The 25,208-nt window shown below is 36.2% G+C and carries 30 protein-coding genes; 20 read left to right on the forward strand and 10 right to left on the reverse strand.

The features are described from left to right. Positions 1-4 precede the first annotated feature (4 nt). From NKOR_RS01810 to NKOR_RS01820, 3 genes are all read right to left on the reverse strand, one after another. Complete coding sequence (locus NKOR_RS01810) at positions 5-1,069, reverse strand: hypothetical protein (RefSeq protein WP_016939564.1); 1,065 nt, start codon at positions 1,067-1,069, stop codon at positions 5-7. Positions 1,070-1,132: 63 nt separating this feature from the next. After that, complete coding sequence (locus tag NKOR_RS01815) at positions 1,133-1,999, reverse strand: 50S ribosomal protein L10 (RefSeq protein ID WP_014962652.1); 867 nt, start codon at positions 1,997-1,999, stop codon at positions 1,133-1,135. Continuing rightward, complete coding sequence (locus tag NKOR_RS01820) at positions 1,992-2,654, reverse strand: 50S ribosomal protein L1 (protein ID WP_014962653.1); 663 nt, start codon at positions 2,652-2,654, stop codon at positions 1,992-1,994. The genes NKOR_RS01815 and NKOR_RS01820 overlap by 8 nt, the downstream gene beginning before the upstream one ends. 191 nt (positions 2,655-2,845) lie before the next feature. Here NKOR_RS01820 and NKOR_RS01825 point away from each other — a divergent pair, with 191 nt between their 5' ends. The 8 genes from NKOR_RS01825 (at position 2,846) to NKOR_RS01855 (ending at position 8,900) form a co-directional block, all read left to right on the forward strand. Continuing rightward, complete coding sequence (locus NKOR_RS01825) at positions 2,846-3,283, forward strand: Lrp/AsnC family transcriptional regulator (RefSeq protein WP_187146202.1); 438 nt, start codon at positions 2,846-2,848, stop codon at positions 3,281-3,283. A gap of 546 nt (positions 3,284-3,829) precedes the next feature. After that, positions 3,830-5,704, forward strand: coding sequence for an MBL fold metallo-hydrolase (locus NKOR_RS01830; protein WP_014962656.1), 1,875 nt, complete (start codon positions 3,830-3,832; stop codon positions 5,702-5,704). 290 nt (positions 5,705-5,994) lie between these two features. Continuing rightward, on the forward strand, positions 5,995-6,144 hold the full coding sequence (locus tag NKOR_RS09855) for a hypothetical protein (protein ID WP_016939881.1): 150 nt from the start codon (positions 5,995-5,997) through the stop codon (positions 6,142-6,144). Between the two features lie 42 nt (positions 6,145-6,186). Beyond that, positions 6,187-7,152, forward strand: a complete 966-nt coding sequence (locus tag NKOR_RS01835; RefSeq protein WP_014962657.1) for a nitroreductase family protein — start codon at positions 6,187-6,189, stop codon at positions 7,150-7,152. Between the two features lie 39 nt (positions 7,153-7,191). Next, positions 7,192-7,992 carry a helix-turn-helix transcriptional regulator gene (locus tag NKOR_RS01840; RefSeq protein ID WP_014962658.1) on the forward strand — a complete coding sequence of 267 codons (801 nt, stop codon included), beginning with the start codon at positions 7,192-7,194 and terminating at the stop codon, positions 7,990-7,992. 40 nt (positions 7,993-8,032) lie between these two features. Continuing rightward, positions 8,033-8,401: a DUF5654 family protein gene (locus NKOR_RS01845; RefSeq protein ID WP_014962659.1), complete on the forward strand. Its 369-nt coding sequence runs from the start codon at positions 8,033-8,035 to the stop codon at positions 8,399-8,401. Between the two features lie 39 nt (positions 8,402-8,440). Then, positions 8,441-8,692: an Lrp/AsnC ligand binding domain-containing protein gene (locus NKOR_RS01850; RefSeq protein WP_014962660.1), complete on the forward strand. Its 252-nt coding sequence runs from the start codon at positions 8,441-8,443 to the stop codon at positions 8,690-8,692. Continuing rightward, on the forward strand, positions 8,685-8,900 hold the full coding sequence (locus tag NKOR_RS01855) for a hypothetical protein (protein WP_014962661.1): 216 nt from the start codon (positions 8,685-8,687) through the stop codon (positions 8,898-8,900). Before NKOR_RS01850 ends, NKOR_RS01855 begins: the two co-directional genes overlap by 8 nt. 355 nt (positions 8,901-9,255) lie before the next feature. On the opposite strand, the gene NKOR_RS01860 is transcribed toward NKOR_RS01855, so the two are convergent. Next, a complete protein-coding gene (locus tag NKOR_RS01860) occupies positions 9,256-9,441 on the reverse strand; it encodes a hypothetical protein (protein WP_014962662.1) in 186 nt (61 codons plus the stop codon). Between the two features lie 141 nt (positions 9,442-9,582). On the opposite strand from NKOR_RS01860, the gene NKOR_RS01865 reads away from it, so the two are divergent. The 6 genes from NKOR_RS01865 (at position 9,583) to NKOR_RS01885 (ending at position 19,815) form a co-directional block, all read left to right on the forward strand. Further along, positions 9,583-10,890, forward strand: coding sequence for a hypothetical protein (locus tag NKOR_RS01865; RefSeq protein ID WP_016939882.1), 1,308 nt, complete (start codon positions 9,583-9,585; stop codon positions 10,888-10,890). A 41-nt stretch (positions 10,891-10,931) separates the two neighbouring features. Then, positions 10,932-11,960: a hypothetical protein gene (locus NKOR_RS01870; RefSeq protein ID WP_014962664.1), complete on the forward strand. Its 1,029-nt coding sequence runs from the start codon at positions 10,932-10,934 to the stop codon at positions 11,958-11,960. 95 nt (positions 11,961-12,055) lie between these two features. Further along, a complete protein-coding gene (locus NKOR_RS09860) occupies positions 12,056-12,196 on the forward strand; it encodes a hypothetical protein (RefSeq protein ID WP_187146196.1) in 141 nt (46 codons plus the stop codon). An 86-nt stretch (positions 12,197-12,282) separates the two neighbouring features. Then, positions 12,283-17,382: a hypothetical protein gene (locus NKOR_RS01875; RefSeq protein ID WP_026089938.1), complete on the forward strand. Its 5,100-nt coding sequence runs from the start codon at positions 12,283-12,285 to the stop codon at positions 17,380-17,382. Positions 17,383-17,419: 37 nt separating this feature from the next. Next, on the forward strand, positions 17,420-18,451 hold the full coding sequence (locus NKOR_RS01880) for a hypothetical protein (RefSeq protein WP_014962666.1): 1,032 nt from the start codon (positions 17,420-17,422) through the stop codon (positions 18,449-18,451). A gap of 68 nt (positions 18,452-18,519) precedes the next feature. Next, complete coding sequence (locus NKOR_RS01885; protein ID WP_232203020.1) at positions 18,520-19,815, forward strand: hypothetical protein; 1,296 nt, start codon at positions 18,520-18,522, stop codon at positions 19,813-19,815. Positions 19,816-19,907: 92 nt separating this feature from the next. Here NKOR_RS01885 and NKOR_RS01890 read toward each other — a convergent pair whose 3' ends face one another. Then, positions 19,908-20,501, reverse strand: coding sequence for a hypothetical protein (locus tag NKOR_RS01890; protein ID WP_187146197.1), 594 nt, complete (start codon positions 20,499-20,501; stop codon positions 19,908-19,910). A gap of 28 nt (positions 20,502-20,529) precedes the next feature. Continuing rightward, positions 20,530-20,670, reverse strand: coding sequence for a hypothetical protein (locus NKOR_RS09865; RefSeq protein WP_187146198.1), 141 nt, complete (start codon positions 20,668-20,670; stop codon positions 20,530-20,532). 330 nt (positions 20,671-21,000) lie between these two features. Between NKOR_RS09865 and NKOR_RS01895 the strand changes: the two genes are divergently transcribed. The 4 genes from NKOR_RS01895 to NKOR_RS01905 are packed head-to-tail and all read left to right on the forward strand — an operon-like array spanning position 21,001 to position 22,518. Beyond that, on the forward strand, positions 21,001-21,696 hold the full coding sequence (locus tag NKOR_RS01895) for a hypothetical protein (protein WP_014962669.1): 696 nt from the start codon (positions 21,001-21,003) through the stop codon (positions 21,694-21,696). A gap of 37 nt (positions 21,697-21,733) precedes the next feature. After that, complete coding sequence (locus NKOR_RS01900; protein ID WP_016939884.1) at positions 21,734-22,141, forward strand: response regulator; 408 nt, start codon at positions 21,734-21,736, stop codon at positions 22,139-22,141. Positions 22,142-22,162: 21 nt separating this feature from the next. Then, entirely contained in the window at positions 22,163-22,303 is a 141-nt protein-coding gene (locus NKOR_RS09870) for a hypothetical protein (RefSeq protein WP_014962671.1), read from the forward strand. 29 nt (positions 22,304-22,332) lie between these two features. Beyond that, positions 22,333-22,518 (forward strand): hypothetical protein, encoded by a 186-nt coding sequence (locus tag NKOR_RS01905; RefSeq protein WP_014962672.1) that lies wholly within the window; start codon positions 22,333-22,335, stop codon positions 22,516-22,518. A 5-nt stretch (positions 22,519-22,523) separates the two neighbouring features. Here NKOR_RS01905 and NKOR_RS01910 read toward each other — a convergent pair whose 3' ends face one another. From NKOR_RS01910 to NKOR_RS01920, 3 genes are read right to left on the reverse strand one after another with little or no spacing between them, the layout of a single operon-like run. Further along, complete coding sequence (locus NKOR_RS01910; RefSeq protein WP_014962673.1) at positions 22,524-23,003, reverse strand: 50S ribosomal protein L11; 480 nt, start codon at positions 23,001-23,003, stop codon at positions 22,524-22,526. 34 nt (positions 23,004-23,037) lie between these two features. Continuing rightward, the gene (locus NKOR_RS01915; RefSeq protein WP_014962674.1) at positions 23,038-23,496 is read right to left on the reverse strand and encodes a transcription elongation factor Spt5; all 459 of its coding nucleotides are present in this window, start codon (positions 23,494-23,496) and stop codon (positions 23,038-23,040) included. A gap of 2 nt (positions 23,497-23,498) precedes the next feature. Next, the gene (locus NKOR_RS01920; RefSeq protein WP_238535971.1) at positions 23,499-23,633 is read right to left on the reverse strand and encodes a protein translocase SEC61 complex subunit gamma; all 135 of its coding nucleotides are present in this window, start codon (positions 23,631-23,633) and stop codon (positions 23,499-23,501) included. Between the two features lie 78 nt (positions 23,634-23,711). Here NKOR_RS01920 and NKOR_RS01925 point away from each other — a divergent pair, with 78 nt between their 5' ends. Beyond that, positions 23,712-24,488, forward strand: a complete 777-nt coding sequence (locus NKOR_RS01925; protein ID WP_014962676.1) for a D-aminoacyl-tRNA deacylase — start codon at positions 23,712-23,714, stop codon at positions 24,486-24,488. Continuing rightward, complete coding sequence (locus NKOR_RS01930) at positions 24,485-24,784, forward strand: methylated-DNA--[protein]-cysteine S-methyltransferase (RefSeq protein ID WP_014962677.1); 300 nt, start codon at positions 24,485-24,487, stop codon at positions 24,782-24,784. The genes NKOR_RS01925 and NKOR_RS01930 overlap by 4 nt, the downstream gene beginning before the upstream one ends. Before the next feature lie 6 nt (positions 24,785-24,790). Here the strand turns inward: NKOR_RS01930 and NKOR_RS01935 are convergent, their stop codons facing one another. Continuing rightward, entirely contained in the window at positions 24,791-25,183 is a 393-nt protein-coding gene (locus tag NKOR_RS01935) for a VOC family protein (RefSeq protein ID WP_014962678.1), read from the reverse strand. Positions 25,184-25,208: the final 25 nt, after the last annotated feature.

The raw sequence follows: 25,208 nt of genomic DNA on the forward strand, positions 1-25,208 counted from the left end.
CAAACTAGAATTTTAAAATTTTAGATGCTACAACCATTCCAGATATTCCTGATATGATTCCCGGTGGAATGCTCATCATCCAAAAATTAAAGACCATGTCTGATGACGTGTGCAAGATATCATATGGAAATACATCATTGTACAAGTATAGTTCCAAAAACGTCATTGAAAGCATTGGAAAACTAAACATGAAAAACATTGAACCTAAAACTGCTCCTGCAATTTTGCTTGAATGTTTTTGAAAAATTTTCAAATTGCTTTTCTTGTTCATGATATAATCTGCAACAATTCCACTAATCATTGGTGCTGCAAACCACGGAAGGTAGAACATGATGTTTTCAGATGTAAGAATATTTGATGTAATGTTCATTACTAGAAATGTAAGGGTTGCGGCACTAGTTGCACCAAATCTATTTTGAGCCTTTGATGATGACCAAAATACCAACGAGTATGCAAATGGGATAAAAATTAAACTTAGAATTAATCCAACAGTTGGATCTGGATTAAAATTGTGAGTGTCTCCTTCAGATATTGGTAACACAAAGAAAAAGATCAACCACATTATGCTAAACCAAAATGTTCCAAATGTTATTGGCAAAACAATATTCAAGAAATTACTCTTCTCTGAAAGGTGAAACTTTATTCTTGAAAATCCAATGACTGCTCCAACCAATCCTGTCAAAATTCCTAATGCAAGTGTGATATGTGTTGGACTAAGTAAACCGTCAATTCCAAATGCTTCGTGCCATAAAAAATCTCCTGGACCTGCAATGATTTGCATCACTACACCAATAATGATCAGCTTGAATCCTAATGCAAAAGATTTTTTTCTTATCTCTTTTTGTCTAACATGCAAAATGATTCCTAAAATGGCACCAATCAAGCTAACTCCTACTCCCAAATACAATACTCCGTGAGATGGTGTGAAAAAAGTCTCAGGAATCCTTAGAAGATGAGATGTAATGTCCCAACTTGCACCCCACATAGACAGAGTTGTACCAACTAGTGTTACAAGAAATGTTATTGTAGGAAATTTTATTTCAGATTTTTGTAAAACTTTGGTTGACAATTAATCAGACCCGTGTTATGATGTTCATAAGTGCTTCTAAGTTGAATTAAAATTATCTTTGGATTATGCTGGAGTGTAATCCTTTGCTTGTCCGGCAACTGCTCTTGCTTGAGAGTCTGCCTTTTGCAAGATTTGCTCTTTTGTCTCATCAGTCATGTAACCTGACTCAACAGATACAGAACGTGCTGATTGTGCTGCTTTGGATAATATGTGTTCGATATTTTCTGGGGTGATATATGCTGCTTCGATAGACAGTGAGATTGCCTCTTGGTGTGCTTGTGCAAACTCGTTTCTTATCTTCTCAACATCAATTATCATCTCTTCTTCAGCATACTTTAGTCCATCCTCAAGTGCTGTGTATAGTGTAATTCCTGCTTCAACTGGCTTGATGTCTAGTTTACCTAAAATGGCTGCAAGTTTCTCATTGATTGCTTCGCCTTTTTTTACCGGTGTGGAGTCTTTTGCAATCCATATTGTACCTTGGTCAATCTTGGTTGGGATTCCTGCCTCTTTGAATTCTGTAAGCATTGGTCCTGGTGCGATTCCTGTATTCTTTGCTGGAACAACCACATCAACACTTGCAATATCCCCTCCTCTGGCCATCATCATGATTTTGTTCTTTGCCAAAAGTACGTTAAGCTTGAATGGTGACATATTTGTAAACATGAGCATTATCTGTCCCTTGAATTCTCCAACCATGTCTTTCATTCCTGGAATGTCTGATTTTTCTAATGCTTTTTGTGCAACCTTATCTTTGATGCTGAAAAACTCTACGTCCTCTTTGAGTGTCTTTCTTAAAGGTAGTATCTGAGTAGAACGTACCTTGTTCATTTTGATAACTGCCATTACTTTGTATTTTTTTGGTAACTCTTGTAACTGCTGATACATCTGAGTTTTTCTTTTAGGATAAGAGGTTCTATTTTCATGCAAATTTCTTCTTAACCTCTTGTATCTGTTTGATTGGTTTTCCCATAGTTGTTTTTATTATGACTCTTTTCATGTTCTTCTCACCGTTTGGCAATTTCTTTTCGATTGCACTTAGTACTGCATGTGCATTAATTGCCAAGTCAGCGTCTTCCATTGACTCATCTCCAATCTTGCATGCAACAGAAAGTGATGCTCTTGCTCTGACTTTAATTGATGATCTAAATCTTGATAAAAATGATTCAATAGGTGCATTAAATGGAACTGGTGTTGGCATTTTTCCTCTAGGTCCTAATAATTGACCCAAAGTTTTACCAACTGTTGGCATGATTTGTGTATCTGCCAAAAAGAAATCATATTTGTTGATAAATTTCCTAGACTCTCTTTTGTTTGCTCCAAATTTGTCTAGTTCTGTATTTCCGATAACAGTGTCTGCTTTTGCAGCCTTTGCTTTTGTTCCCATGTCTCCTGTTGCAATAACACATACTGTTGCAGGTGAACTGGTCTTTGGAAGCTGAACGACTTCGTTGAGTGCAAATCCTTTCTTGACGTCAATATCTTTGAAATTGACAATCAACTCTATTGACTGCTTGAACTTTTTTGCCTTTGTTGCAGCCTTTGCCTCTTGTATCATTTTGACTAGCTCTGACTCTGTAATCATTACGAACAATTTCGAGAGAGCCTACTTAAAATCGTTTAGAGGCAGAAATTGTGTTGGTACAGTTTATTTTAAAAAATTTCATTTTTTACCCAAAATAATTGAAAATCCACAACAAATTTGTCTCAAAACCTACATATATTAAATCACAACGAGAGTTTTCTGATACCTTGCATAGATTTGATGACCTTGATATGAAACTCCTCTTTGAGCTAACCAAGGATGGATCAATCTCAGTTCCTATACTCTCAAAGAAGTTAGGGATTAATGCATCTGTACTTTATAGCAGAATCAAGAGACTGGTCAAAAAGAAACTGATAAAGAAATTCACAGTAGAAATTGATGACTCTTTACTCGGCATTGGTGTAAAGGCAAATGTTGGAATCAACCGAGATCCAAAACTCAAAGATTCGATTCACAAAAAATTTATGGAAACACCAGAAGTAGTCTCGATTTGTGAAGTAACAGGTAGATTTGATATTATAATTCAGGTATATGCCAAAAATTTGGAATCGCTTCACTCTGTAGTTATTGAAAAGATTGGAAAGATAGAAGGCATTCAAAATACAGAGACCTTTGTAGAGCTACAAAAAACAGACAAAGATCCAGTATATCTTAATGAATTAACATAACTTTTGTACATCATCTATTAATAGCCAAACAAATTAGAAATCAACATGTCTGAAGAAAAACAAATTTTCTATTGTGAACTATCAAACAAGAAACGAAAAGAACAGTATGGAATTGATACTGCACAAGAAAAGTCTGAAAAACCACACTAAATCTAAAATTATCAACGCTTAAGTCCGTAGACTGTGTTATGTAATTGTGAGCAATACCAAATTTTATACCTGCAAAAACTGTGGAACAGAATTTCCTTCAAGTGAGGTCAGGTTGTATTGCAAGGTATGCAAATCAAACATGGATAAAACTGGGCAACTTCCTAAACTCTAAATTCATAAGTTCGAGGTTTTTGGAGTATTTTAAATGGACAAACGTGATGCTGCATTTTTGCTGGGAATTTTAGGTGGAACTGGAGCTGCAGTTGGTGTGGTCGTACTTTTGGCAAACGGATTTATCAAAAACCCGTTTATTTGATTTCAAAATTATATTTTATTTTTTATTGGTAAAAACCAATTTTTATCAAAGTCTTTAAACCATGTTTCCTTAATGGTGTTATGAAACTAATTTGGTTTGTAATTCCTCTAGTGTTATTTGGAATTGGAATAAACGAATCTTTCTCTGAGGAAAAAACAGAGACTGTAAAATTAGTGACCCAGCAGGAGTTAAAGATCATGGTTGAGAATTGGATGACAAACCCTGATGAGGATGACACAAACCAACGAATAGAAATTATGAAATCCTATTATGCATTTGAAGAAACAGGACAGCAATTATCCAATGATGCAGAAGGACTAAAACTAATGAACCAAATCAGAAAAATGGTTAGCCTAGATCTTCCAAGAGCAGAACTTGATGAATTAAGAAAACAAGTGCGCATAGAGTTGGGGTTGGAGGAACCCTCTGAAAATAAAATTTTATACATAAACCCAAGTTTAGTTGACTGTGTTGGTGTCGGTCCACAAAAGTGCATGCAAATACGTGAAGACCCAAACACTAACTGGCAAAACTTCTATGATTCTATTGATGGGTTTAATTTTGTTGAAGGAAAATCTTACAAAATCTCTGTTAAAGTAACTGATGTAGAAAACCCTCCAGCAGATGCATCAAGTAAAAAATATGAATTAATCGAGATACTTGATCAAAAACCCTATCCAAAACACATCCCGTACAAAGACATGTGTGCTCCAGGATTTGTTCCACTTGGAAAGATTTGTGTTCTAAATGACAGATGTGGTCCAGGTGCATATCCTGGCAAAGTTTGTGTCATGGATGGAGAAAAACAACCATATCTTAGACCTTTGCAACAGGGAAATGCCGGCATTGCTGCCAGTGATGTGATTTGCGCAGAAAGCTTGCAATTACTTTTCAAATCTCATGATGGCTCTCCTGCATGTGTGAGCAATGATGCAAAAAAGAAACTGCAAGAGCGTGGATGGCAAACAAGCATTCCTCTTTTAGCGTGCACACTTGAATATGCTCCAGTTTGTGGGGTTGATGGAAAAACATATGGAAACTCCTGTATGATAAATTCAAACCATGTTGCTACAAAACACATCGGAGAATGCTCTAGCATGGTTGAGGACACAAAAGGAATATTTGAAAAGACATTAGATTACACCACACAGCCTGCTGTTGTTGATGAGGAGAAGGGATACTTTGTCACAGAGATTGCAGATGATGTCTATTGGTTAGTTGGAAATGGCTACCAGACAATGTTTGTAGTTTCTGATGAGGGCGTTATTGCATTTGATGCTCCACAACCAATTGGGGAAAAATATCTTGATGCAATAAACGATGTGACATCAAAACCTGTAACTCATATGATTTACTCACATCATCATCAGGACCATACTGGCGCTGCAGGGCAAATATTTCCTAAAGACATTACATACATCTCACACAAAGATGCTGCAGATGCTCTAATCTCTGAAAATAACCCTGACCGACCAATCCCCACGCAAATTCTAGAAGGAGATGAAAACACTCTGGAAATAGGAAACAAAACCATAGAACTCTATAACATTGGGGATTTCCATTCAAAAGGCAACTTGCTGATGATTCTTCCCGAATCAAAAGTTGCAATGCTAGTTGATTTGTTCCGTCCTGCAGAATCTCCTTATCGTGCATTTGGGGTGACACCTGACATTGAATTATACTTGGAGACACATGATGTCTTGCAAACTTTTGATTTTGATGTACTTGTTTCAGGCCATACAAGTCTTCTTGCAACAAAAGATCATGTCACCACAAACAAACAATTTACACAAAGTGTAATGGATAATGCACAATCTGCTATTGATTCTGGAGAATCAAACCCTGCTGATGTTTGTACTGCAACTACAATTGAACAATGGGAAGGAAAACTAGGAAATCTTGATGCATTTATGACTGATCATTGTAATGCAATGATAGAATATCTAACATCTTAATCATAAACTACGCTACCTCTGAAAATATTGGTTTGCCCATGTCCAATCTACATTGTGTATGTATCTGCTCATCAGACACCGTGCTGCATTTTTGGCAGCCAAACTTTAGTGGCTTGCTGCAAACAGAACATTTTTGCTTTATTATCTGCTCTATTCCACATTTTCTACATGATTCAATTCTCATGGTTATGCTGAACAAAAATACTCTATTATTGCTGGTCAGCTAAACAGCTTACCAGTAATCTCTTGATTTTACCAGATACTATGTGCAACTAGTACTAACTATTATCATGAAAACACAGCAAATCTCAAACTGGGATAAAATGGTACATGCCCCATTTAGAAAGGTCGTAAAGTTTGACCTTGTATGTATGGCAATAGGTGCAGTAATGGGTATGGGTGCAGGTGCATATCTTGTTGCTAGCGGAATTTTAGGCTAGCAACATAACTTCTTTTTTATAATTAATGATGTGACAAAAATTATGGAATTTCGTACCGTAGAGCCATCTTACACCTCAAAGGATGGATGCAGACTGGTTTGGCAGGGAATAGATGAGGATGACATTGATGTTGTAATATTAAACAAAGATGAACTAGACAGATTTGTTGAGATACTAAAACAAAACAAGACAGGCGAGGTTGAACTAGAAGATCAAACTAGCTTTATCAGGATAAATTCTGATGTGACTCAGTTTAGCCTAACCAATCATAGGTTGCTTGAAGCAAACACTTCTGATATTCAAGAACAGGTATTGGAATTTGCCAAGGTTCCACATGAACCGCAATATGTTTACGTTGGAACCAAAGAATTCTACCCTTCTGTATGGATCCGAGATGATACAAAACAACAAGAAGGTATTCCTAAAAAAACAAATCAATCTTTGATTCAGGCCATTTTGTCATCAGAGCCTGAAAAGATTAGACAAGATCTTTCTCCAACTGACTTGTTTAGGGTTTTTGCAACTAGACGCTCTACTAGAAAATTTTCTAAAACAAAAGTTGAGGACTGGAAGATTGACAAGATTTTATCTGCAGCTGATGTTGCGCCCACAGCTGGAAACTTTCAAGGATTTCAGGTGTTTCTTATAAAAAACAAAGATGCAAAAGAAGCACTAGTAGAGGCTGCAAACAAACAGCCATACGTAAATGCTCCTGTTGTCTTGGTTTTTTGTACGGATCCTTCCCGAGTGAACCTCAAGTTTCCTCCCGATATTTTAGAAAAGTTCTCATTGCAGGATGCAACTATTGCGGCAGCGTTTTCATTACTTGCAGCATCTGGAGTTGGCCTGAGTACGATTTGGATAGGAATGTTTGATGAAGAAAAAGTAAAGAAAATTCTTGGAACTGATCTTAGACCGTCATCTATTTTGTGTATTGGGTATCCTGACAAGAAAAAACCTCCAAAGTCGAGAAGAAAACTCAAGGAACTAATCAAAGTAATAGAATGATCTGGAATCATTTTTATCTCATATTGAGGACTGGTCTTGATGACAGATCTTATTGACGAGGCAGCAGATTATGTCTTAGAGCTTGCAAGCTCTCAGAGATTAAACATATTGATTGCTCTGCTAAACAAGGATCTGACTCCTACTGCGTTTGCAAAAGAGATTGATGCTACAAAACAAGAGGTTCATAGAAATTTTTCACGTCTAGAAAAATCAGGCTTGGTCAAAAAGAAAGTCAGTGGAAAATACACTCTTACCACATTTGGGCAAACAATATGTACACAGGTTCCATCACTTGTCTTTTTGTCTCAGAATCGAAAATATTTTGAAGAACACACTTTTGGTGATGTTCCACACAAGTTCCAGATGCGATGCGGTCAACTTGCAAATTCCCAATATGTCAAAGGAGTGTCCAAAGTCTTAGAACAATGGAAACAAATCTACAAGAATTCTGATAAATTCATCTATGAAATTTTATCTGAGGTTCCATTAGACTTGATTGAACCCCTTGTAAAAAGAGTCAAAAAAGGAGTGAAATTCAACTACATATTCTCCGAATCTGCAGTTGTGCCGAAAGGCAGAAAGGCATTACTCAAAAAATTGGGATTTGACAAGCTAATTGAAAAGGGGCTTATTGAACGAAAAATGGAAAAAAATGTTCAGACAGTTGTGGTGTTAAATGAAAAGGAGGCATGTCTGATGTTTCCTACATTGGATGGAGAGTCTGATATCAGTGAGATGTTTTACTCTGATGATCCTATGTTTCATGAATGGTGTCTTGATTATTTCAGGTATTGTTGGTATGGCTCTGATGTGTTCAAAGAAAGTAAACTAAAAGAATAATGCTGTAATCTTTTTATTTTATCAATAACTGCCAATTTTTATGGCTGATGATCCTGAACCAACTTCAATCAAACATGAGATTTTAGATAAAATTGCGGCACTTGTTGCAGCAGCTTTTGGTTTGGTTGCAGCATTAGCCTGGAATGATGCAATCAAAGCATTGTTTCGTGAATACTTTGGACCAGCAGATCAGGTAGGGCCTATGATAGTTTATGCAATTATTGTAACAATGATTGCAGTTGCTCTGACAATATTTGTTGCAAGAGCTGCTTCTCAAGCAAAAACTATGTTGGGAAAACGAGATTACAAGTGTGCATTGTGCAAGTTCAAAACCTATGATGAGTCAGAATTTTTGGAACATTTATCCAAAGAACACTCTGCAAATGGTGGCAAATTTATCTCAAAATAATTTACGCTATCTTTATCTATTTTAAAAGAGATTTAATTTATGCAAGCATATATTCTGATCAACTGTCAAACAGGAAGCGAAACTAGATTAATTTCAGAATTAATGGAATTACCTGAAGTAATTGAAGTCAATGGAGTTTGGGGAAAATACGATGTTCTTCTAAAAATTTCTACTAATGATCCTAACGGGGCTGAACAAATTGTCAAGCAACTACGTAATCATCCTGATGTTGTGGATACCTATACAATGCACGTGTTATATGGACAAGGTGGAACAATAGATCATGAATGAAGATGATGTTCAGGAGATAGTTGATTTTGTCAATTTTAGGTATGCAGATGAAGTGCCTGGACCTGTAAAGTTTGTAGTAAAAAGAAAGGCCAAGAAAATTGAGAAACTAGATCCAAATGACTTTCCAGAATCTCTTCGGAAATGCACCATTGAAGAGTTTATCATGATTCTCAAAGATGCATATTCCAAAAAGCAACTGCAGTTTTAAAAAATATGCAGTTTGGAAGTTAACCAATAAAATTACTCTTCATAGGAATCATCCTCAAAGAGTTTCTTCCTCCTTTTACCCAACTTTGCACCTCCACTTAGCATTATCCAAGTAAGAATGAGATGACTTCGTTCTAAATCAACCCACTTAGCCTGATTCCATAGTAGATGATTTCTTGCAGTATCCATTGCCTTTCTATGGTTTTGTTTCCTCTTACAACCATCTGCTTGTCCTCACTTGAAGCTCTCTAAAAGATCATCATCAAACCGCAAGGCAAGTCTCTTTTTCCTAAAACGACTCGGAACTGAATCAAGAATATGACTAAACAAAAAGTCTCTAGATGCATTCATTATCATCATTCATCCTCAAATGTAAATGTCAACCCTCTCAAGTCTTCCCAAGTACAATCCCGAATTGATCCAAGTAAGCTGCTGTTTACTGAAAGTTTTTTGCTTTCTTTTACTGGCATGCTTTCAACCAGAATTTTTTGTGGCTCGAGTTGCCTTGTCTCATTTTGAGACCATGCTAGAGTAGTGCTCATGAAATATGAAACTCTAATTTTGGTATTAAGACTGGAGATTTTTGTCTAGATTCTATTCCAATTAAACCAGTTATTCTAAGCGTAAAACCAGTCATCTAGTTGTCATGACAGGCATAAATAGTCAAGTTGTTCTGTATCTGTATGGGGCTATCTCAATCAAATCTTAATGGCCTTCGAGTATTTTCCCCATCCTCATTGCTTGATGATACAATAGGTTTCTTTGAGTTTCTGCGATACGAAACAAAATCACTGAGAGATGAAAACGTTATTCTCAAAGATGATTTTTTAGAAATTATCCCAAAAAGCACTAAAATAAAACAAGCATCAAAACTCAAAAAATCTGAAATCACAAAAAAGTTTGAGGATTTCTCAAAGAATTTGGATAGAACTTTGTTTGTAAAAAATACCAAAGACGAGATTACTGACATAAAGTGGACAAGAATAGACGACTTTTGTAAACTGCTTCGACTAATTGAGAGAAGTGATGAACGAAAGATACGTTGGGCACTGTATCAAATTTTTACATCTGGTAAAACAAAAATCTCAAAACAAAACATAAATGAATTATTACAAGATTTCAAGATAAAAAATTTGGATAAAATACTAGCAAAAATAATCAAAACAGAGACGTTATCTGGATTAGATGCAACATATGATGGAAAAAATTTCATCATCAATCATAATTCTAATGATAAACTGGTTTCGCATTATTTAGTTGATGCCGTAGAAGAATCATCAAGACGCTCTCCTGGTGAATTAGAAGAAGAGATATTGGATTTGATTGACGAGGGCTCTTACTCTAACCAAGAAATCTCCCAATCATTATTACTTGATGAAGGACTTGTATCACGAACAATTAGCAAACTTCGAGATCAAGATAAAATAATTCTCTCAAGCTTTGGCCAACGTGGAGCTCGATATTTTACAACAAATTGCGATAATTGTCCTTTTGGAACAACAAAGGCCTCTTGTAGAAAAGAAGCTATATCCTATATTGCATCTGCATTTGCACAAGATTTTGACTTGGATCTTTCTGCAAATGATTTTGAATCTGTAGAAACAAATCAGGCTCTTTTGAAAATTAAACGAATTGTCATGATGGCAAGAAAAGAAAAAAACACTAAACTTGAGCGTAATTTGGGTGAAAATCTAGACAATCTGCTCTCCAAAGTGGTTGATAAATTCACTGAAATTGAAACTCCTGACAAAAAATCTCTGAGTGTACCTGACATCAAAATTGAAATCACTCAAAACATATCCAAACTGCCAATGTTGTACCAGTTGGGTCTCAAAAAGGGTGCTAGAGGAGGAATCCATCTAATGGATGAGATGCTTCACTTGGCATCAAAATCTATCAAAAAAGAGGACAGACTAAAAATCAAAAAACATGCACTAGGCGAGACAAACAAATTCCTAAAAAATATAGGTCTTGATAAAAAGGATTCCTAGCTAGTTTATTAGAAACAACTCTAAAAATAATTAATTCAAAAATGAATTCATCTCTTCTGGTTTTGATTGTTCTGATGTTTTCTCTTAGTCTACTTTTCTTACCTGCATCTGCTGCAACAATTTCAGTTGATAAACAAAAATATCTTTTAGGTGATACCATGAAAGTCTCCGGTAGTTTGCCATATGCTGAAGGTCACTTTGTTGGGTTGCAAATTCTCAATCCATCAAAATCTGATCTTGTTATGATTGATCAGTTCTTGCCAAACAGTGATGGCTCTTTTTCAAAATCTTACAAAACTCAAGGAACAAAATGGAATATATCTGGAGTCTACACAATAAAGATTGTCTACAACGAACAAGTATATGAAAAGACATTCCAGTTTGAAAAAACATCTGCAACTGAATCTGCAAACACCACGCCAAACACAAGTACTGCTCCAAAATCTACCACTGAAACACAAACTACTCCAAAGACTACAAAATCAAGTGAACCAATTACAACTGATCCGAAATTTTGGGTAAAAGGCTTTCCTGATCCAAACAAATCACCAAACTATTATCTTGACAGATATGCAAACGAACCAGAATACAAGAACTGGTTCAAAAATACATTCCCAGGGCGTTCATTGTCTGAAATAGTCAGTTACCCTACTTCACATATTGAAGGATTTCCAAATAATGATAAATCTCCTTGGCATTATGTAAATAGATACAACAATGAAGAATCTTATCGAGATTGGTTTGACTCTCAATTTCCAACACAATCAATCTATGATGTGCTGGATTATCCAGAATCTCTCTTTCAAAAGGTTCCTAACTGGGTAAAAAATAACGCAAAATGGTGGTCATCAGGTTTGATTCCTGATGAAGATTTTCTTGCAGGCATTGCATATTTGGTAGATGAAAAGATTTTACTTGTAACAGTAACAGAATCTGAATCTGTAAAAACACAAAAAGTCCCTTCCTGGATAAAAAACACGTCTCAGTGGTGGGCAGACGGACAGATTGGTGAAAACGAATTTTTAAAGGGAATAGAATTTCTAATTGCAAATGGAATAATCCGTATATGATTGACTTTATTCAGAATAAAGTCAACTGGTTTATCTAAAATCAATTTCACACAATTTTCAGGCCGTTAAATAACAACTTTTCAGTTTATCCTTTCATGAAGCAATTCATGTTACATGTCAAAAGCCAACCAACAACCAAGGTTGGAAGTGATGCCAAAAACGCTCTTCCCACCAGTACATGTAACTATGCAGATGTGTTGGGATTGTCTTGGATATTCAGAGAAAATTATGCTTAATCAACTAGGAGAAGATGAGTAGAAAATAATGAAAACTAACACAATAGTACCTAATGTTTTCATACTATGCCAGATATTATAATAAAATGATTCAAAAACGAGCTCTTTCATCCATTATACTATCTATTCTTATTCTTACTGGCAGTATGTCTTTAGGAAGTTTTTCTGATGTTGATGCACAAACACAAAATCTGTATGTCTCAGCTGATAACCCTCAATCAAATAATAGAATCTCTGGACCACAAGTAATTGAAGTTGTAGTTCGTGATGAAAATATCCGTGACACTGGCAAGGGACTGGGTGAACCTGATGTTACAGTAAATGGAAAAGATCTTAGAATGATTCAGGCAACTGATGGAAATTGGTATGGATACTTTGCTGATAGAAAACAAGCCCAGATTGCAGATAGTACTGTTGGTCTGACTGGTAAAGGGCTTGACTTTGGTACATTTTGTGCAAGAAATACATCTGTTCTAGGTTTTTCAGTTTCTGAGACTGACGGAATTGCAATTCCAATAAGTGGCACTGGAGTTGGTGGTGAAAACGGTTCCAAAACCCCTAGCCAAATATCCCAAGACTGTTCTTTTAGCTCCCCTTACTCAAAATCGAATAATGTTGTAAGACAGGCAAAGACCATTACTGCTGCAACTACAAATGTAAATCTTGGACAGATTGGTATTGTGTCAAAAGATCTTTGGCCATTTATCCAACTATATGATTTAAACAAAGGTGGAAATGTTCTAGTCCAGTATAACAGAGGTGGGGGAGCACAACAAACAACTCTCACATTTGATAATGCAGACAAACTGGTCAAACACGAACTAGACAGAAGCTCTTACCCACGTTCATCTGATGTAAATCTCAAAATTACTGATCTGAGTTTGAACATTGATCCTACAAGTATTGATTCTTGGTCATTTGGAACATCTACAAACCCTTCAACATACTACTATCTCTTTGATTCTTCAGGAAAATCTCATTCTGATGGAACAACTGGTGCAGTCAATCTTGCACCTACTTTAAGTTCAATGATGTTCAAAGATAACGGTATCCTAAAGATCAATCCAAATCTGCAAGGACAAACAGCAGTACTTACAATAAAAGACAATGACCGTTCCCAAACAAATGGTGATGGTGAAACAAGTATCTCACAAATTTCAACTGATGCAGGTTCCATCACAACTGGTAATCAACCTATAACAATTTCTGAGACATCTCCAAATAGCGGTATTTTTACAACTTATGATGCCAATAGTAATTCTGTACTAGTTACAACTCAAAATGCACCAAGGGGAACATCAGCATCAATAGAATATAACAAAAAACCAACCACTCTTTTAGTCTCATTTGGAAAGGGTACATTATCTCTTGATGAAACACTAAAGGGAACCGAGTGGAACTCTGGCGAAGAGATGCCAGTAATTCTGGTTGACTCTGATGCCAACAAAAATAACTTGAAAAAAGAAGACCTTGATCTTTTCAATCCCTCTTACAAGGCAATTCCATCCCTTAGTACTGGAAATCCATTTACACTTGGAGAGAGTGGAACTGAAACAAACAGCAAGATTACTGCATCCTTTCTAAATGGGTATACTCTGACCCCTACAACTTCAGAAAAATTCACTCTGTCTGGTACTACACTAGGCACAAAAACCGCCACAACTGTTGAAAAATTCAGCGATAGAGCAAGAATTGACCCTACCACTAATTCTGACTCAGATGCCTTGATTATTGATCTAAAAACAGATCTAAACAAACTCTATTCGTCAATAAACAATCCATTTGATACGACAAAAAAATTCAAGGGTCTTAACATGTTTAACTTTGATATTCGTTCTCTTAATGATACCATCAACAGCGTTGATATTTATCTTCTAGTTGGCTCATCAATTCTGGATTCATCAGGAAATCCTGCATCTAACATTGCTGCAATTAAAATTGCAACTGATACATCGCTACAAAACCTAATCAATCTAAATTCTACACAACAGGTAACCAATCCTCAAACACTTCACAACAATTTGTTTTCAAGCTCTTTTACAGGAACTGAACAAATCGGATTGATGTTTTCATATTCAAAAATCTCCAACATGGGAACAGAAACAAGACCAATTGTAGCTGACTTTTTCTCATATGGATTAATCAAAGATGGACAAACAAAAAGTGAAAGAATTGCAAACCAAATAGTTCGTTTAGAGGCAGAAGAACTTGCAAACAGTTCTGGAAAGTTTAGAGGAAGTCTAGAGTATATCATGCTAAACCAACTAAACATTTTTGATTCAGATACATATGAAAAAATAATTCCAATTGATGATGAACCTGTCTTTCTTATGGTAGATGAACTAAAGGGAAACGATGCAGTAAGAATCAGCTACAATGATCTTAATTCAGATGGTGTGTTTACTGCCATATCTGACCAACAAGATATTCTTGCCCATATGGGAATTGTGGTGCTTTCAGTTACGACATTCAAACCAGGTGATACTGTGGGAGTGACTTTGACTGACAAGGATCTTAACGTGGACTCTGACTTGGTGGATATCTATACTGTGGTTGATCCTTCAAAATACCCAAATGATCCTGCTGCTGACACAGTAGGAAGCCCCAACTTGGGATCATCCAGTACCGGTCAACCATATGGTAGGTTGTTAGAAATTACATTTGATGACGAAGCATGGCTAAAGTCCTCCATTTCACGCAATGGCAAGTCATGTTCCTCCATATCTGGAAGTGATGGTCTTGCTTCAACTGGATTTACACTAGTTGAAACTGGAAGAAAGACTGGTGAATTTAGAGGAGACTTCAAAATCCCATCACAATATTGTTCAAGAAGTGATGGTGGCATTGTAAAATCTACTTCTGGTATTGATATTGGTGCCAAATATTATGACTTTAGAGGCCAATCAAGTCAAGCTGCAATAACTAGTGCAAGTGCAGCAGTTGGTGCAACAAGTGGTGTTGTAAAACTAGACAGAACAAATTATCCTGTCCCAATAGGTTCTGTCTCTGACTTTTTTGATACGGGCAAGTCCACATCCACAAGACCTAACAACCTTTCAATTTTCCCATACCATCTAACTGCAATTACTAAAAACGGAGATACAAAAGCAATTGACTCTGGAGAAGAGATTGGACCTAAAAACACTGTTATTTACGTTCAAATTCATGATGCAGACTATAACTTGTCTCCAAATGGAGAAGACACACTATCCCAAAACGTTGATGGTACGACTAATGGACCAGTCAAAGTATTTGTAACTAGAGGTTCTTCTGTTTTACTTTTAGCAACAGCTGGTGGTGAGGATGCAAAGACTGGTGTAATTACAACTGGAAAGAATGTAAAAAGTGGAATTACAAGAGAACTTGGACCAATTTCCGAAATCACTCCAAACTCTGGAATCTTCCAATTCAATTTGCCACTAAGATATGTTGATGGACCTGCATCTACAAAATGTCCTGTTACACCTGAATCTGGATTTACAAAATTAGACAAAACAAAGACTGGTGTGCTATCTAGATTTGACATTTCACCTTCTACTGGAAATTACTGTATCTTACAAGGAGATATAATTACAGTCGAGTATTCTGACCAAGCAGATGCATCTGGCTCTAAGAGAACAGTAACTGACTCGGCAGCATTTGATCTTAGAATTGCATCACTCCAATCAGATACTCAATCTTACATTATTGGACGTGATGCCTTGATTACTCTCATTGATCCTGATCTTAACTTTAACTCTAAACAGGCAGAGACTTTCTCCCTTGATCTTCTAGAATGGGATTCAGATGATGCTAAAGCTACGATGGGGCAATTGGGCGGAACAGCTACTAAAAATGGAAAAATCTTTGATGCAAAACCAGTTGGATTACGTGAGACAGGTGAATCAACTGGAATCTTCCAGACCACCATAGAAATCCCATCAGAGATTAATGGAAAACCCCTTGATAGAGGTGAAACAATCAAACTCACCTATACTGATTGGGGTACTGCAGGTGCTGATTTTGTTGGAAATAGTGACCAAAAAGTGGAATTAAGATTCACAACTTCTAACTTTCAGTCATTGATATCTTTGGATAAGAAAGTGTATACTTGGACAGACAGGGTATATGTCACAATTGTTGCACCTGATCACAATTTTGATCAGAACAAGATTGATGAAATTGGTTCCAAGTCTACAAATGAAATCAAAATTTCTACAAGAGAAAACAAACTATCCATGTACAAATTAACTGAAACAGGCCCTGATACTGGAATCTTTACTGGTGAGGTAATACTTACGGGATTCAAACATGATGCTGATGGTAATCCTAGAACGGGTAACATAGATGGTATTGATACAAATCCTAGAACTCAACCAAAAACTGGTGGAGGGCCAACAAATGGTTTCTTGGAATCTAAAAACGATGATGGACTTTCAATATCATTTCAATTTACAGATAGAGAGACATCAACTGCTTCAGCCCTAATTAGATGGAATATTGGAGAAGTTGAGTGGCTTCAAGGAACAACAACAGCTAACGGACATGGAATTATTAGAGTAATTGATCCTGATATGAACCTCAATCCTGAAACTGTGAACACATTTACCATCGATATGTGGTCTGATTCGGATCTTGGTGGAATAGATGTTACTGTAACTGAAACAGGCCCTGCAACTGGAATCTTTGAAGGAGATGTAACATTTTCAACAAAGGACCAATCATCAGGTCACAGATTACGGGTTAATGAAGGTGATTATGTTACTGCAAAATATGAAGACAATACATTGCCAAAACCATACTCCAAAGCCGATGAACTCAAAATTACTTCCACCATATTTATTGGAGATATAGTTCCTCCACTGGAACGTGTATACATAGGAACACCTAGAGTAGTTGATTCCTTTGGAAATGTAATTGGCCAAGTGAAAACTGGAGAACAGATTCAGGTTTCATCTGGCATTTCTAACAATAATGTTGGTAGTCAACCATTTTCATATGTAGTTCAAATACAAGACTCTGATGGTATAGTAGAATCACTGTCTTGGATTAGCGGAAGTCTGGAAAAAGGTCAGACTTTTTCACCTGCTGTATCTTGGATTCCTACTGATCCTGGAAAATATACTGCAACAATATTTGTTTGGCATAGTTTGGATAATCCTTCTGCATTAAGTCCTACTGTAGAATTTGAAATCAATGTTAGCTAAATGAAAATGTAAATATGGTGAAATTCTTATGTTCTCAATGACAAAAACAACTTTTATTGCAATATTTGCAGTTGCTGTTCTTTTAACAGGAACTATGGCAGGACCTATTGGATTAGTTCAGTCAGCAGATGCCCTGAAATCAAAAGGAAACAACCTAACTGAAATCGGTTCAAAAAAGGTCTGTGGTGATAGACTTTGTTCTGAAGTTCCACCAGCAGAAAAATCTGGTGAGCCAAAAAAGAAGGAACAAGTAAAATCTGAAAAGAAAGCAGAATCTGCAGAAAAAGCAAAAGAGGCTCCGAAAAAAGATACAAAAGCTGAAAAAATGATGGAAGCTAAAACTGTTACTAAAACTCCAAAAACTGTAACTGGTATTATCACATCAGAAACAGATCCTGGGATTGGTCATGAATCTCATCAGCTAGCAATAGTTTTGCCACCAAGTGACAAAACATACCGCGGATATTTGACATACACTGCATCTGAAAATGTTCAACTAGTTGCATTGCACGGTCCATTGAAAAAAGGAATGGATAAAGGGCAAGCAATTTGGACTACTGATGGAAAGACAAAATTCGGTCTTACCTTTGTAGATAAAGAAACCTCTACGGGAGTATGGCAGTTTACAGGTAATGCAATTGCTATACACACAAAGAATTCTGAACCATTCACTGTAAGCTACTCTGTCACATACACAGAGCATTCTACTGATGGTCAAAGAATAGTCAAAGGAACCACAACTTCAGTACAAGATCCTGGAATTGGACATGAAGAACACCAACTAGCATTATTGTTGGCACCTAGAGACAAAGCATACTCTGGACACCTGACATATGATGCATCAGAACAAGTTCAAATTGTAACTCTCATTGGACCAATAGAAAAGGGCCAAATTCAAGGAATGCCTTATTGGACTCCTGATGATAAGACCTACTATGCATTATCATTGGTTCCAACTAAAGCAGCTGGTTCTACATCGTTCTCTGGAAATGCATTAGCACTTCACACGTTCAATTCTGAGCCATTTACCGTAAGCTACTCTATTGTGCTTACAAATCCACAAAAATAGGGAACTAACGTTCTTTCATTTTTTTATACTATGCAATGATTAAATACCTTCAACATTCAATATAATTATTGAATTTCTTAGTAGTATTCTCTATAATGGCTATTTTGGCAACTGGAGTACTTGCTCCGGCATTACCATATTCTAATGCAGATATTATTCCTCCAAAACATCAAACAAAGATTGGAATTTCAGATGATGATGTTGTATGTGATTCTGGATTATTCAAAGTCATACGAGCTGCAAGCGATTCTGTAGCATGTGTCAAAGCAAAAAATGTATCAAAACTTGTTGCTAATGGATGGGCAAAAACAGTTGGCGATAAACCAGTAGATGAGGAACTTTTAAGCAAAATTATCAATAGAAAAAGCATTGATCTTGCAACAATAAACATTCTTGAAACGGTTCCCATAAAATCAAGTACAGGCACTTCTGCACCTGGAAAATCAATTGCAAGTTACGATGTTGTTTTTGAAATTTGTGCTTCTGTCCCAATATATGCCCCCGATATTAATATCTCATCAGACAGTGAAACAAAACAATATGAATTGGCAAACATGCTAGAATCTGGTGTTTGTACTCTAAGTGCAACAAAACTCAAAGCAACTGATCCAAAATCAATCAAAATCATCATGTTAAACAAAGGTGATATTTCTGAAAAAATTGTAGCACTTCAAAGTGAATTAGATTCATTAAAAGAAAAACTGGCAGCAATCAGAGCATCTATGAAGCCAACTGATCCTGATGCACAAAAACAAGGAAAACAGATCGCCGATCTTAGAAAGCAAATCAATGAAAAGCGTGAACAATTACATAGAATATTGTTTACCATCCATCACCCTCCTACTGTTAAAAATAAAATAAATGAAATGACCTTTTCAGGTAAAGTTATTGAGGGCAACTCTGCCAGCGTGTTGTCTGTTTTAGATGCAACACAAACACCTGGACTCTATGATGCAATATTTGAGGTATGTGCAGGACCTACGACAATAAAACTTCCAGTAATCAAAGTTACTTCTGACAAACAGTCCCAAACTGTAAAACTTGGAGACAAGATAACTTCAAACTCTTGCCAAATGACTTCTGTAAAGATAGAGGCCAATGACAAGAGCACAATAGCTGTTACCCCTGCAGGAAATGCTGATTCCTCAAAGAAGGCATCTGATCTTGAAGTACAAATTAACAGTCTGCAAAAATCATTGATAACTGAGAAACAAACCCTCAAATCCTTGATTCATAATCCAGACAGACCTGAAAACTTTGCAGACTTGGTTGATACACATGTGGTTAAAATCACTGAATTGAGGAACCAAATTTCCATGGCAAAGGCTGAATTTAATAAAATCATGTACATGACATACAATTAAGAAAAATCTATTTGGTAATATGTTCTATTGTAAACTAAACAAGTTTACACAAAATTTGAAATAAAAATTATTTGTAAAAAAATAAAGAGATACTATCCGTGGATAAGGAATAGTAACCTATAGTATTCACCTCTTGCTTCTTTGAGTTGATTGCGTAGTTCTACGATTTCATCAGTTATTTTAACAAGTTTTACTGTGTTATCGCTATTTGTAGGCTGTTTTACTAGTTGCTGTAATGCTGCATTTTTTTCAGCTAACATCATTTTGATGTTTGCTAATCTCTTTTCAGCATTGTTTATCATTTTTGTCACAGTTTCTTTTGTGAATAACTTTGCATCAATTGAATCAGGGTTGGCTGCTTTGATTTTTGTTGCTGATACAATACATGCATTTGGACTCAAGTCAGATGCTAATTTTACAGATCTTACTTCACTATCAGAGGTAACTACTATTTCAGGTGCTCTGATTGCAGTGTTTCCAGCACATGCTTCAAATACATACGTGTATGCAATTGTTCTTGGCTGTGATTCATAAATTGCACCTTGTGATCCTATCTTTGCAATGACTACTTTTTTGACACTTGGAAATGTCTGAGCGTCAGCTGCAGGAAGATTAAATCCAGATGTGATTAATACTGATGCTAATGCTAATGCAGTAATTGTTGTAATCGTTGTTTTCATTTTCATTTTCTTCGATTCACCTCCTCCCAGTTGGCTAAGCATAATCTTCTGTGAAAATCCAAGACAATCCCAACACATCTGTATAGTTACATGTACTGGTGGGAAGTGCGTTTTTGGCATCACTTCCAACCTTGGTTGTTGGTTGGCTTTTGACATGTAACATGAATTGCTTCATGAAAGGAGAAACTGAAAAGATGCTATTTAATGGCCTGAAAATTGTGTGAGATTGATTTTAGATAAACCAGTTGACTTTATTCAGTTTGAAATCAACTAATGCATAACTTATTCCAAATCATTGTAACATTGGTATGAGGTGAAGACCTTGCAAAGGTATCATCCTAGTTGGTTGTAGGGTTTTCATCTCTTTATTTTGTCAATACTGATTCAACTCACAAATTACACTCAAGTTTAATTGTTAAAAACAAATCATATTTTTATACAGATACTTACCAAAATAACTGATGTCACTTTGAATCGTAAATTTTTGTTATTATTTCCAGTTCTGATGTTTGTCGGAGTTGGATTTTATTCTGTATCTGCTGATTCTCTTGTCCCTTCGTGGGTAAAAAACACCGCACTTTGGTACGGTGAAGGTTCCATCTCTGAACAAGAATTTCTTGACTCTATACAATTTCTAATTAATAATAAAATTATATTTTTAGATAATTCCGAAAAAGACCAAGTACTAGATCCTGTCATTGCATCAGATCAAGTCATTGTCACAAAACCACGAATTAATCAATGCTCTGTATTGTATCAAGCATACAAAAATGTTGGAAAACTACAATTTGTTGCAAAATATGATTACATTACATACATCAACACATGTATAAAATTGTACCAGGATCCTGTGTGGAACTATCAGGGAGATGACCGAGTGGACAAACTCAATGAACGATTCTTAGAACTCAATCAACCAATCAAAGAAGAGAGAGCAAAACTATCCTATACTACAACCGTTACAATTACCTCTAAAACCGACATTGGTCAAGGAAAGTATGCTGTAAAACTTAATGCATGTGCAGGAGATAAGAAAATTGACAAGGCAAAGATTCTTGTCAAATCAAACATCGAGGCAGTTCAAATAGGAACTGACAAAGATATTCCATCAAATTCTTGTAGAACATATGTTGCGCAACTGCATGCGCAAAATCCTGCGCACATCACAGCTAGTATCTTGGAAGAAGTTTTTACAGAATAATTTATCTTGAATCTACTTTTTTAATTATGATGATTTAGTGTCATTAATTCATGTTACAAACATGGAATTAAGTGCAAATCTTATACATCATACTTGGGACGTGGCAAAAACTGTAGTTATTGTAGATGACAATAAAGAAATAATTGAAGCTGTTTCAGACTTGTTGACCACACACTCTTTCAAAGTGCTGGGAACTGGAACTAATGGGCTAGAAGCTACAAATCTCTACGAATCTCTAAGACCTGATTTTGTAATTATGGATATTGAAATGCCACAGTATGATGGGTTTTATGGAATATCTGAGATTCTAAAAATTAATTCTGATGCAAAAATAATCACAATTTCTGCTGATGAAAAACATGAGCAAAAAACAATTGGAAAGTCATTATGTTTTCTTGCAAAACATCATCTAATGTCTTTGCCCAAAATACTAAATTCAATATAGAATGACTTTTTTAGAAATTTTATGAAGACTGAAAATGAGATTGCAGAATACCGAAAGGACATTGAGCAAAGGTTGGTAAATACAGAATCAATGGATGCAATGAAGTACTACCAAGGTGTTCTCAGGGCACTTGAATGGGTAGTAACAGGAAATGATGTTTAGATTTTATACAAATAGATTGTAATTGCATCATGAACTGCTTTGTATGCTCTAAAAGAAAAGAAGACTTTGAGGTTTGGACTAATAAAATAGTAATTGGAGCAACATACGATTCAGTGTTTCAGGACCATGATATCATACGACAACTGCCTGACAAGTCTGTAATCTGTCATGACTGTATGAAGAAAATTATTGCAGATGTAGATGAAAAGAGATAAAGGTCTTACTGGAATTTTTCGTCCCACTTGCCTTCATTGATTTCTGCGGTAATCTCTTTTGGGGTCTTTCCTTCCACTTTGACTCCCAAAGCAACGCATGTACCAATGATGGTTTTTGCAACTGACTTTATTGATGATGCATAAGATTTCTCTAGTTTTGTATTTGCAACTTTGAGAATTGAATCCATTGTAACATCTCCTGCCCATTCAGTTCCAGAGGCCCCAGAGCCTTTTTGGATTCCTGCCTCTTTCATGATTAGTGCAGCTGCTGATGGGATGCCGATTTCAATCTCATACTTTTTTGTGTCGCTATCAACAATAACTGTGACTGGAACTTTCATTCCTTCAAAGTCTTTTGTCTTCTCATTAATTGCATTGATAACTTCCATGATGTTGACGCCAAGCGGACCTAGTGCTGGACCTAAAGGTGGACCTGCTGATGCTGCTCCGCCTGTTACAAGTGATGATATCTTTTGTTCTCCCATGTTTAATCGTCTCTAAATGAAAATTTAATCCTTCCTAACCCTCAGTTGATAGTTTTAGATAGTTTGCATCCACTGTTACTGGTAATTGGTATGATGCATCAAGCAATACTACTGTAGCTTCTTCTTTTTCTGGATCTATTCTTGTAATTGTTGCCTTCATTCCCTTGAATGGACCCCCAGTGATTTCTACTACATTATCTACTGCAAGTGTTGATACTGTTGATTTCTTTACCAAGTATCCTTCAATATCTTTGAATTCTAATTCTCCTCTTAATTGGCCACGGATGTGTCTTACACCTTCCACTGCCATGTATGCATCACTTGGGTTTATTGCTTCAATTACGACATATCCCTTAAGATCACTTACCCAAAACACTGATTGAATGTTTATTTGATTAGCATTAGCTTTTGCTTCTAATAATCTCATTACCACTTTTTCTTGTCCACCAGTGGTTCTAATTGCAAACAAATGTGATTTTACTTCCTCAGACAATTTTACCTACCAAATGTAATCACCGAAAAGACAAACTGAATTGTAAATCCAATAGCTCCGACTCCAGCTATTCCCAGCAATACCAGTCTAAGATGTTGTTGATACTCGTCCTTGTCTGGTTTTTTGGCCATTTTCATGGTATTTACCATGTTCTTCAAAGTCTGTCTTGGGTTCATTGGTGGAAATTAATAGGGTCTCCTTATATCTCTTATTTCATGGAGCTGTTAGTTGCATACGCAGATGATCCTGCTGGCCACAATATGGCAAAATTTCTTTGCAAAGAGATGACTCTGGATGGAGATATTTTTCGTGGAAAGTACTATGATTTGGTAATAATCCCAACACCTGCAATATCTGCAGATTGGTTAGAAGAAAAATATGATTATGACGGATTTGTCTTTTTGTCAAAACATGCCGCCGAATCTGGTGTACTTGCACTTACCTGTCACAGCACTGGGAATTTCTCGGAGGCAAAGTTTGGCGGAAATGACAGACAAGTAGCAATCCCGCATCCTGACTTGCAAAAAAAATATCTCCAGACTTTACAAGAACACCAGTCTGATTTTGCAGAATTTGACATTACAATAGAGGCAACCCACCACGGACCAACAGATCTCAAGAAGCCCTCGATATTTATCGAAATTGGAACCACTGAAAAACAATGGACTGATGAGAATCTGTGCCAAAGAGTTGCAAAACTAGTTCATAAAGTAATGTCTAATGACATACCAAAAAGTCCTGTTGCTCTGTGTTTTGGTGGGACTCATTATCCTGCAAAGTTTACAGAACAACTTCTTAATGGCAAGTATTCACTTGGAACAGTAATTCCAAAACATGCTCTGGACAGTCTTGATGAAGAATTATTTTCACATATTCTCAAGCAAAACAGCATGGCAACTATTGCTCTGCTTGATTGGAACGGATTAGGACCAAACAAGCAAAAGGTTCTTGACCTTCTAGAGTCTACAAAACTTGAGGTAATCAAACTTTGAGTCTTGAGAAAAAGATTTACAAAAAATTACTAGAAGTTCCAAAAGGTCAAATCACAACTTATGGAGAACTTGCAAAGGCTGTAGGTCTTAAGAACGGACAAAGGGCAGTTGGAAGAATAATGAACAAGAATCCATATCCTGTGATCATACCTTGTCATAGAGTAGTGATGTCTAATGGAAAGGTTGGCGGATATGCATATGGGGAGCACATAAAAACAAAGATGCTAAATGATGAAGGAATCAAAACTGAAAATGGTAAAATCTTAGACTGGGAAAAAACTGTTTATCGATTCTAGCATTCTCTATAACCCTCCGCCAGAAACTTTGCTTAATTCAATATCGTATCCTGTTGGATCCTTAATGTACACTGAACTTGATTTCTCAAAATCTACAGGTCCACCATAAAGTACCTCGACTCCAAGTTCTTTGCATTTTTGTATAATGTCATCAAAATTTTCTATGTGGAATCCAAAATGAGCGATTCCTCCAGTTGGAATAACTTGTGGGTCTTCATACAAACAGAGTTTGATGGAGTCATTGCCGATAATCTTTGAAGGTGCATCAAGCTTGTTTGGAGAATTGTCCTCTTTTCTAATCTCAAAACCAAACAAATTTTTGTAAAACTCTACAGTCTCCTCCAAGTTTTTTACGTTCATGTTTACATGGTCCATGGATGTTGCTTTGAGAATAACCATGCAACAAAACATGTTTTCAACAATT

Origin of the sequence: Candidatus Nitrosopumilus koreensis AR1 (genome assembly GCF_000299365.1) — an archaeon.
GTDB lineage: Archaea > Thermoproteota > Nitrososphaeria > Nitrososphaerales > Nitrosopumilaceae > Nitrosopumilus > Nitrosopumilus koreensis.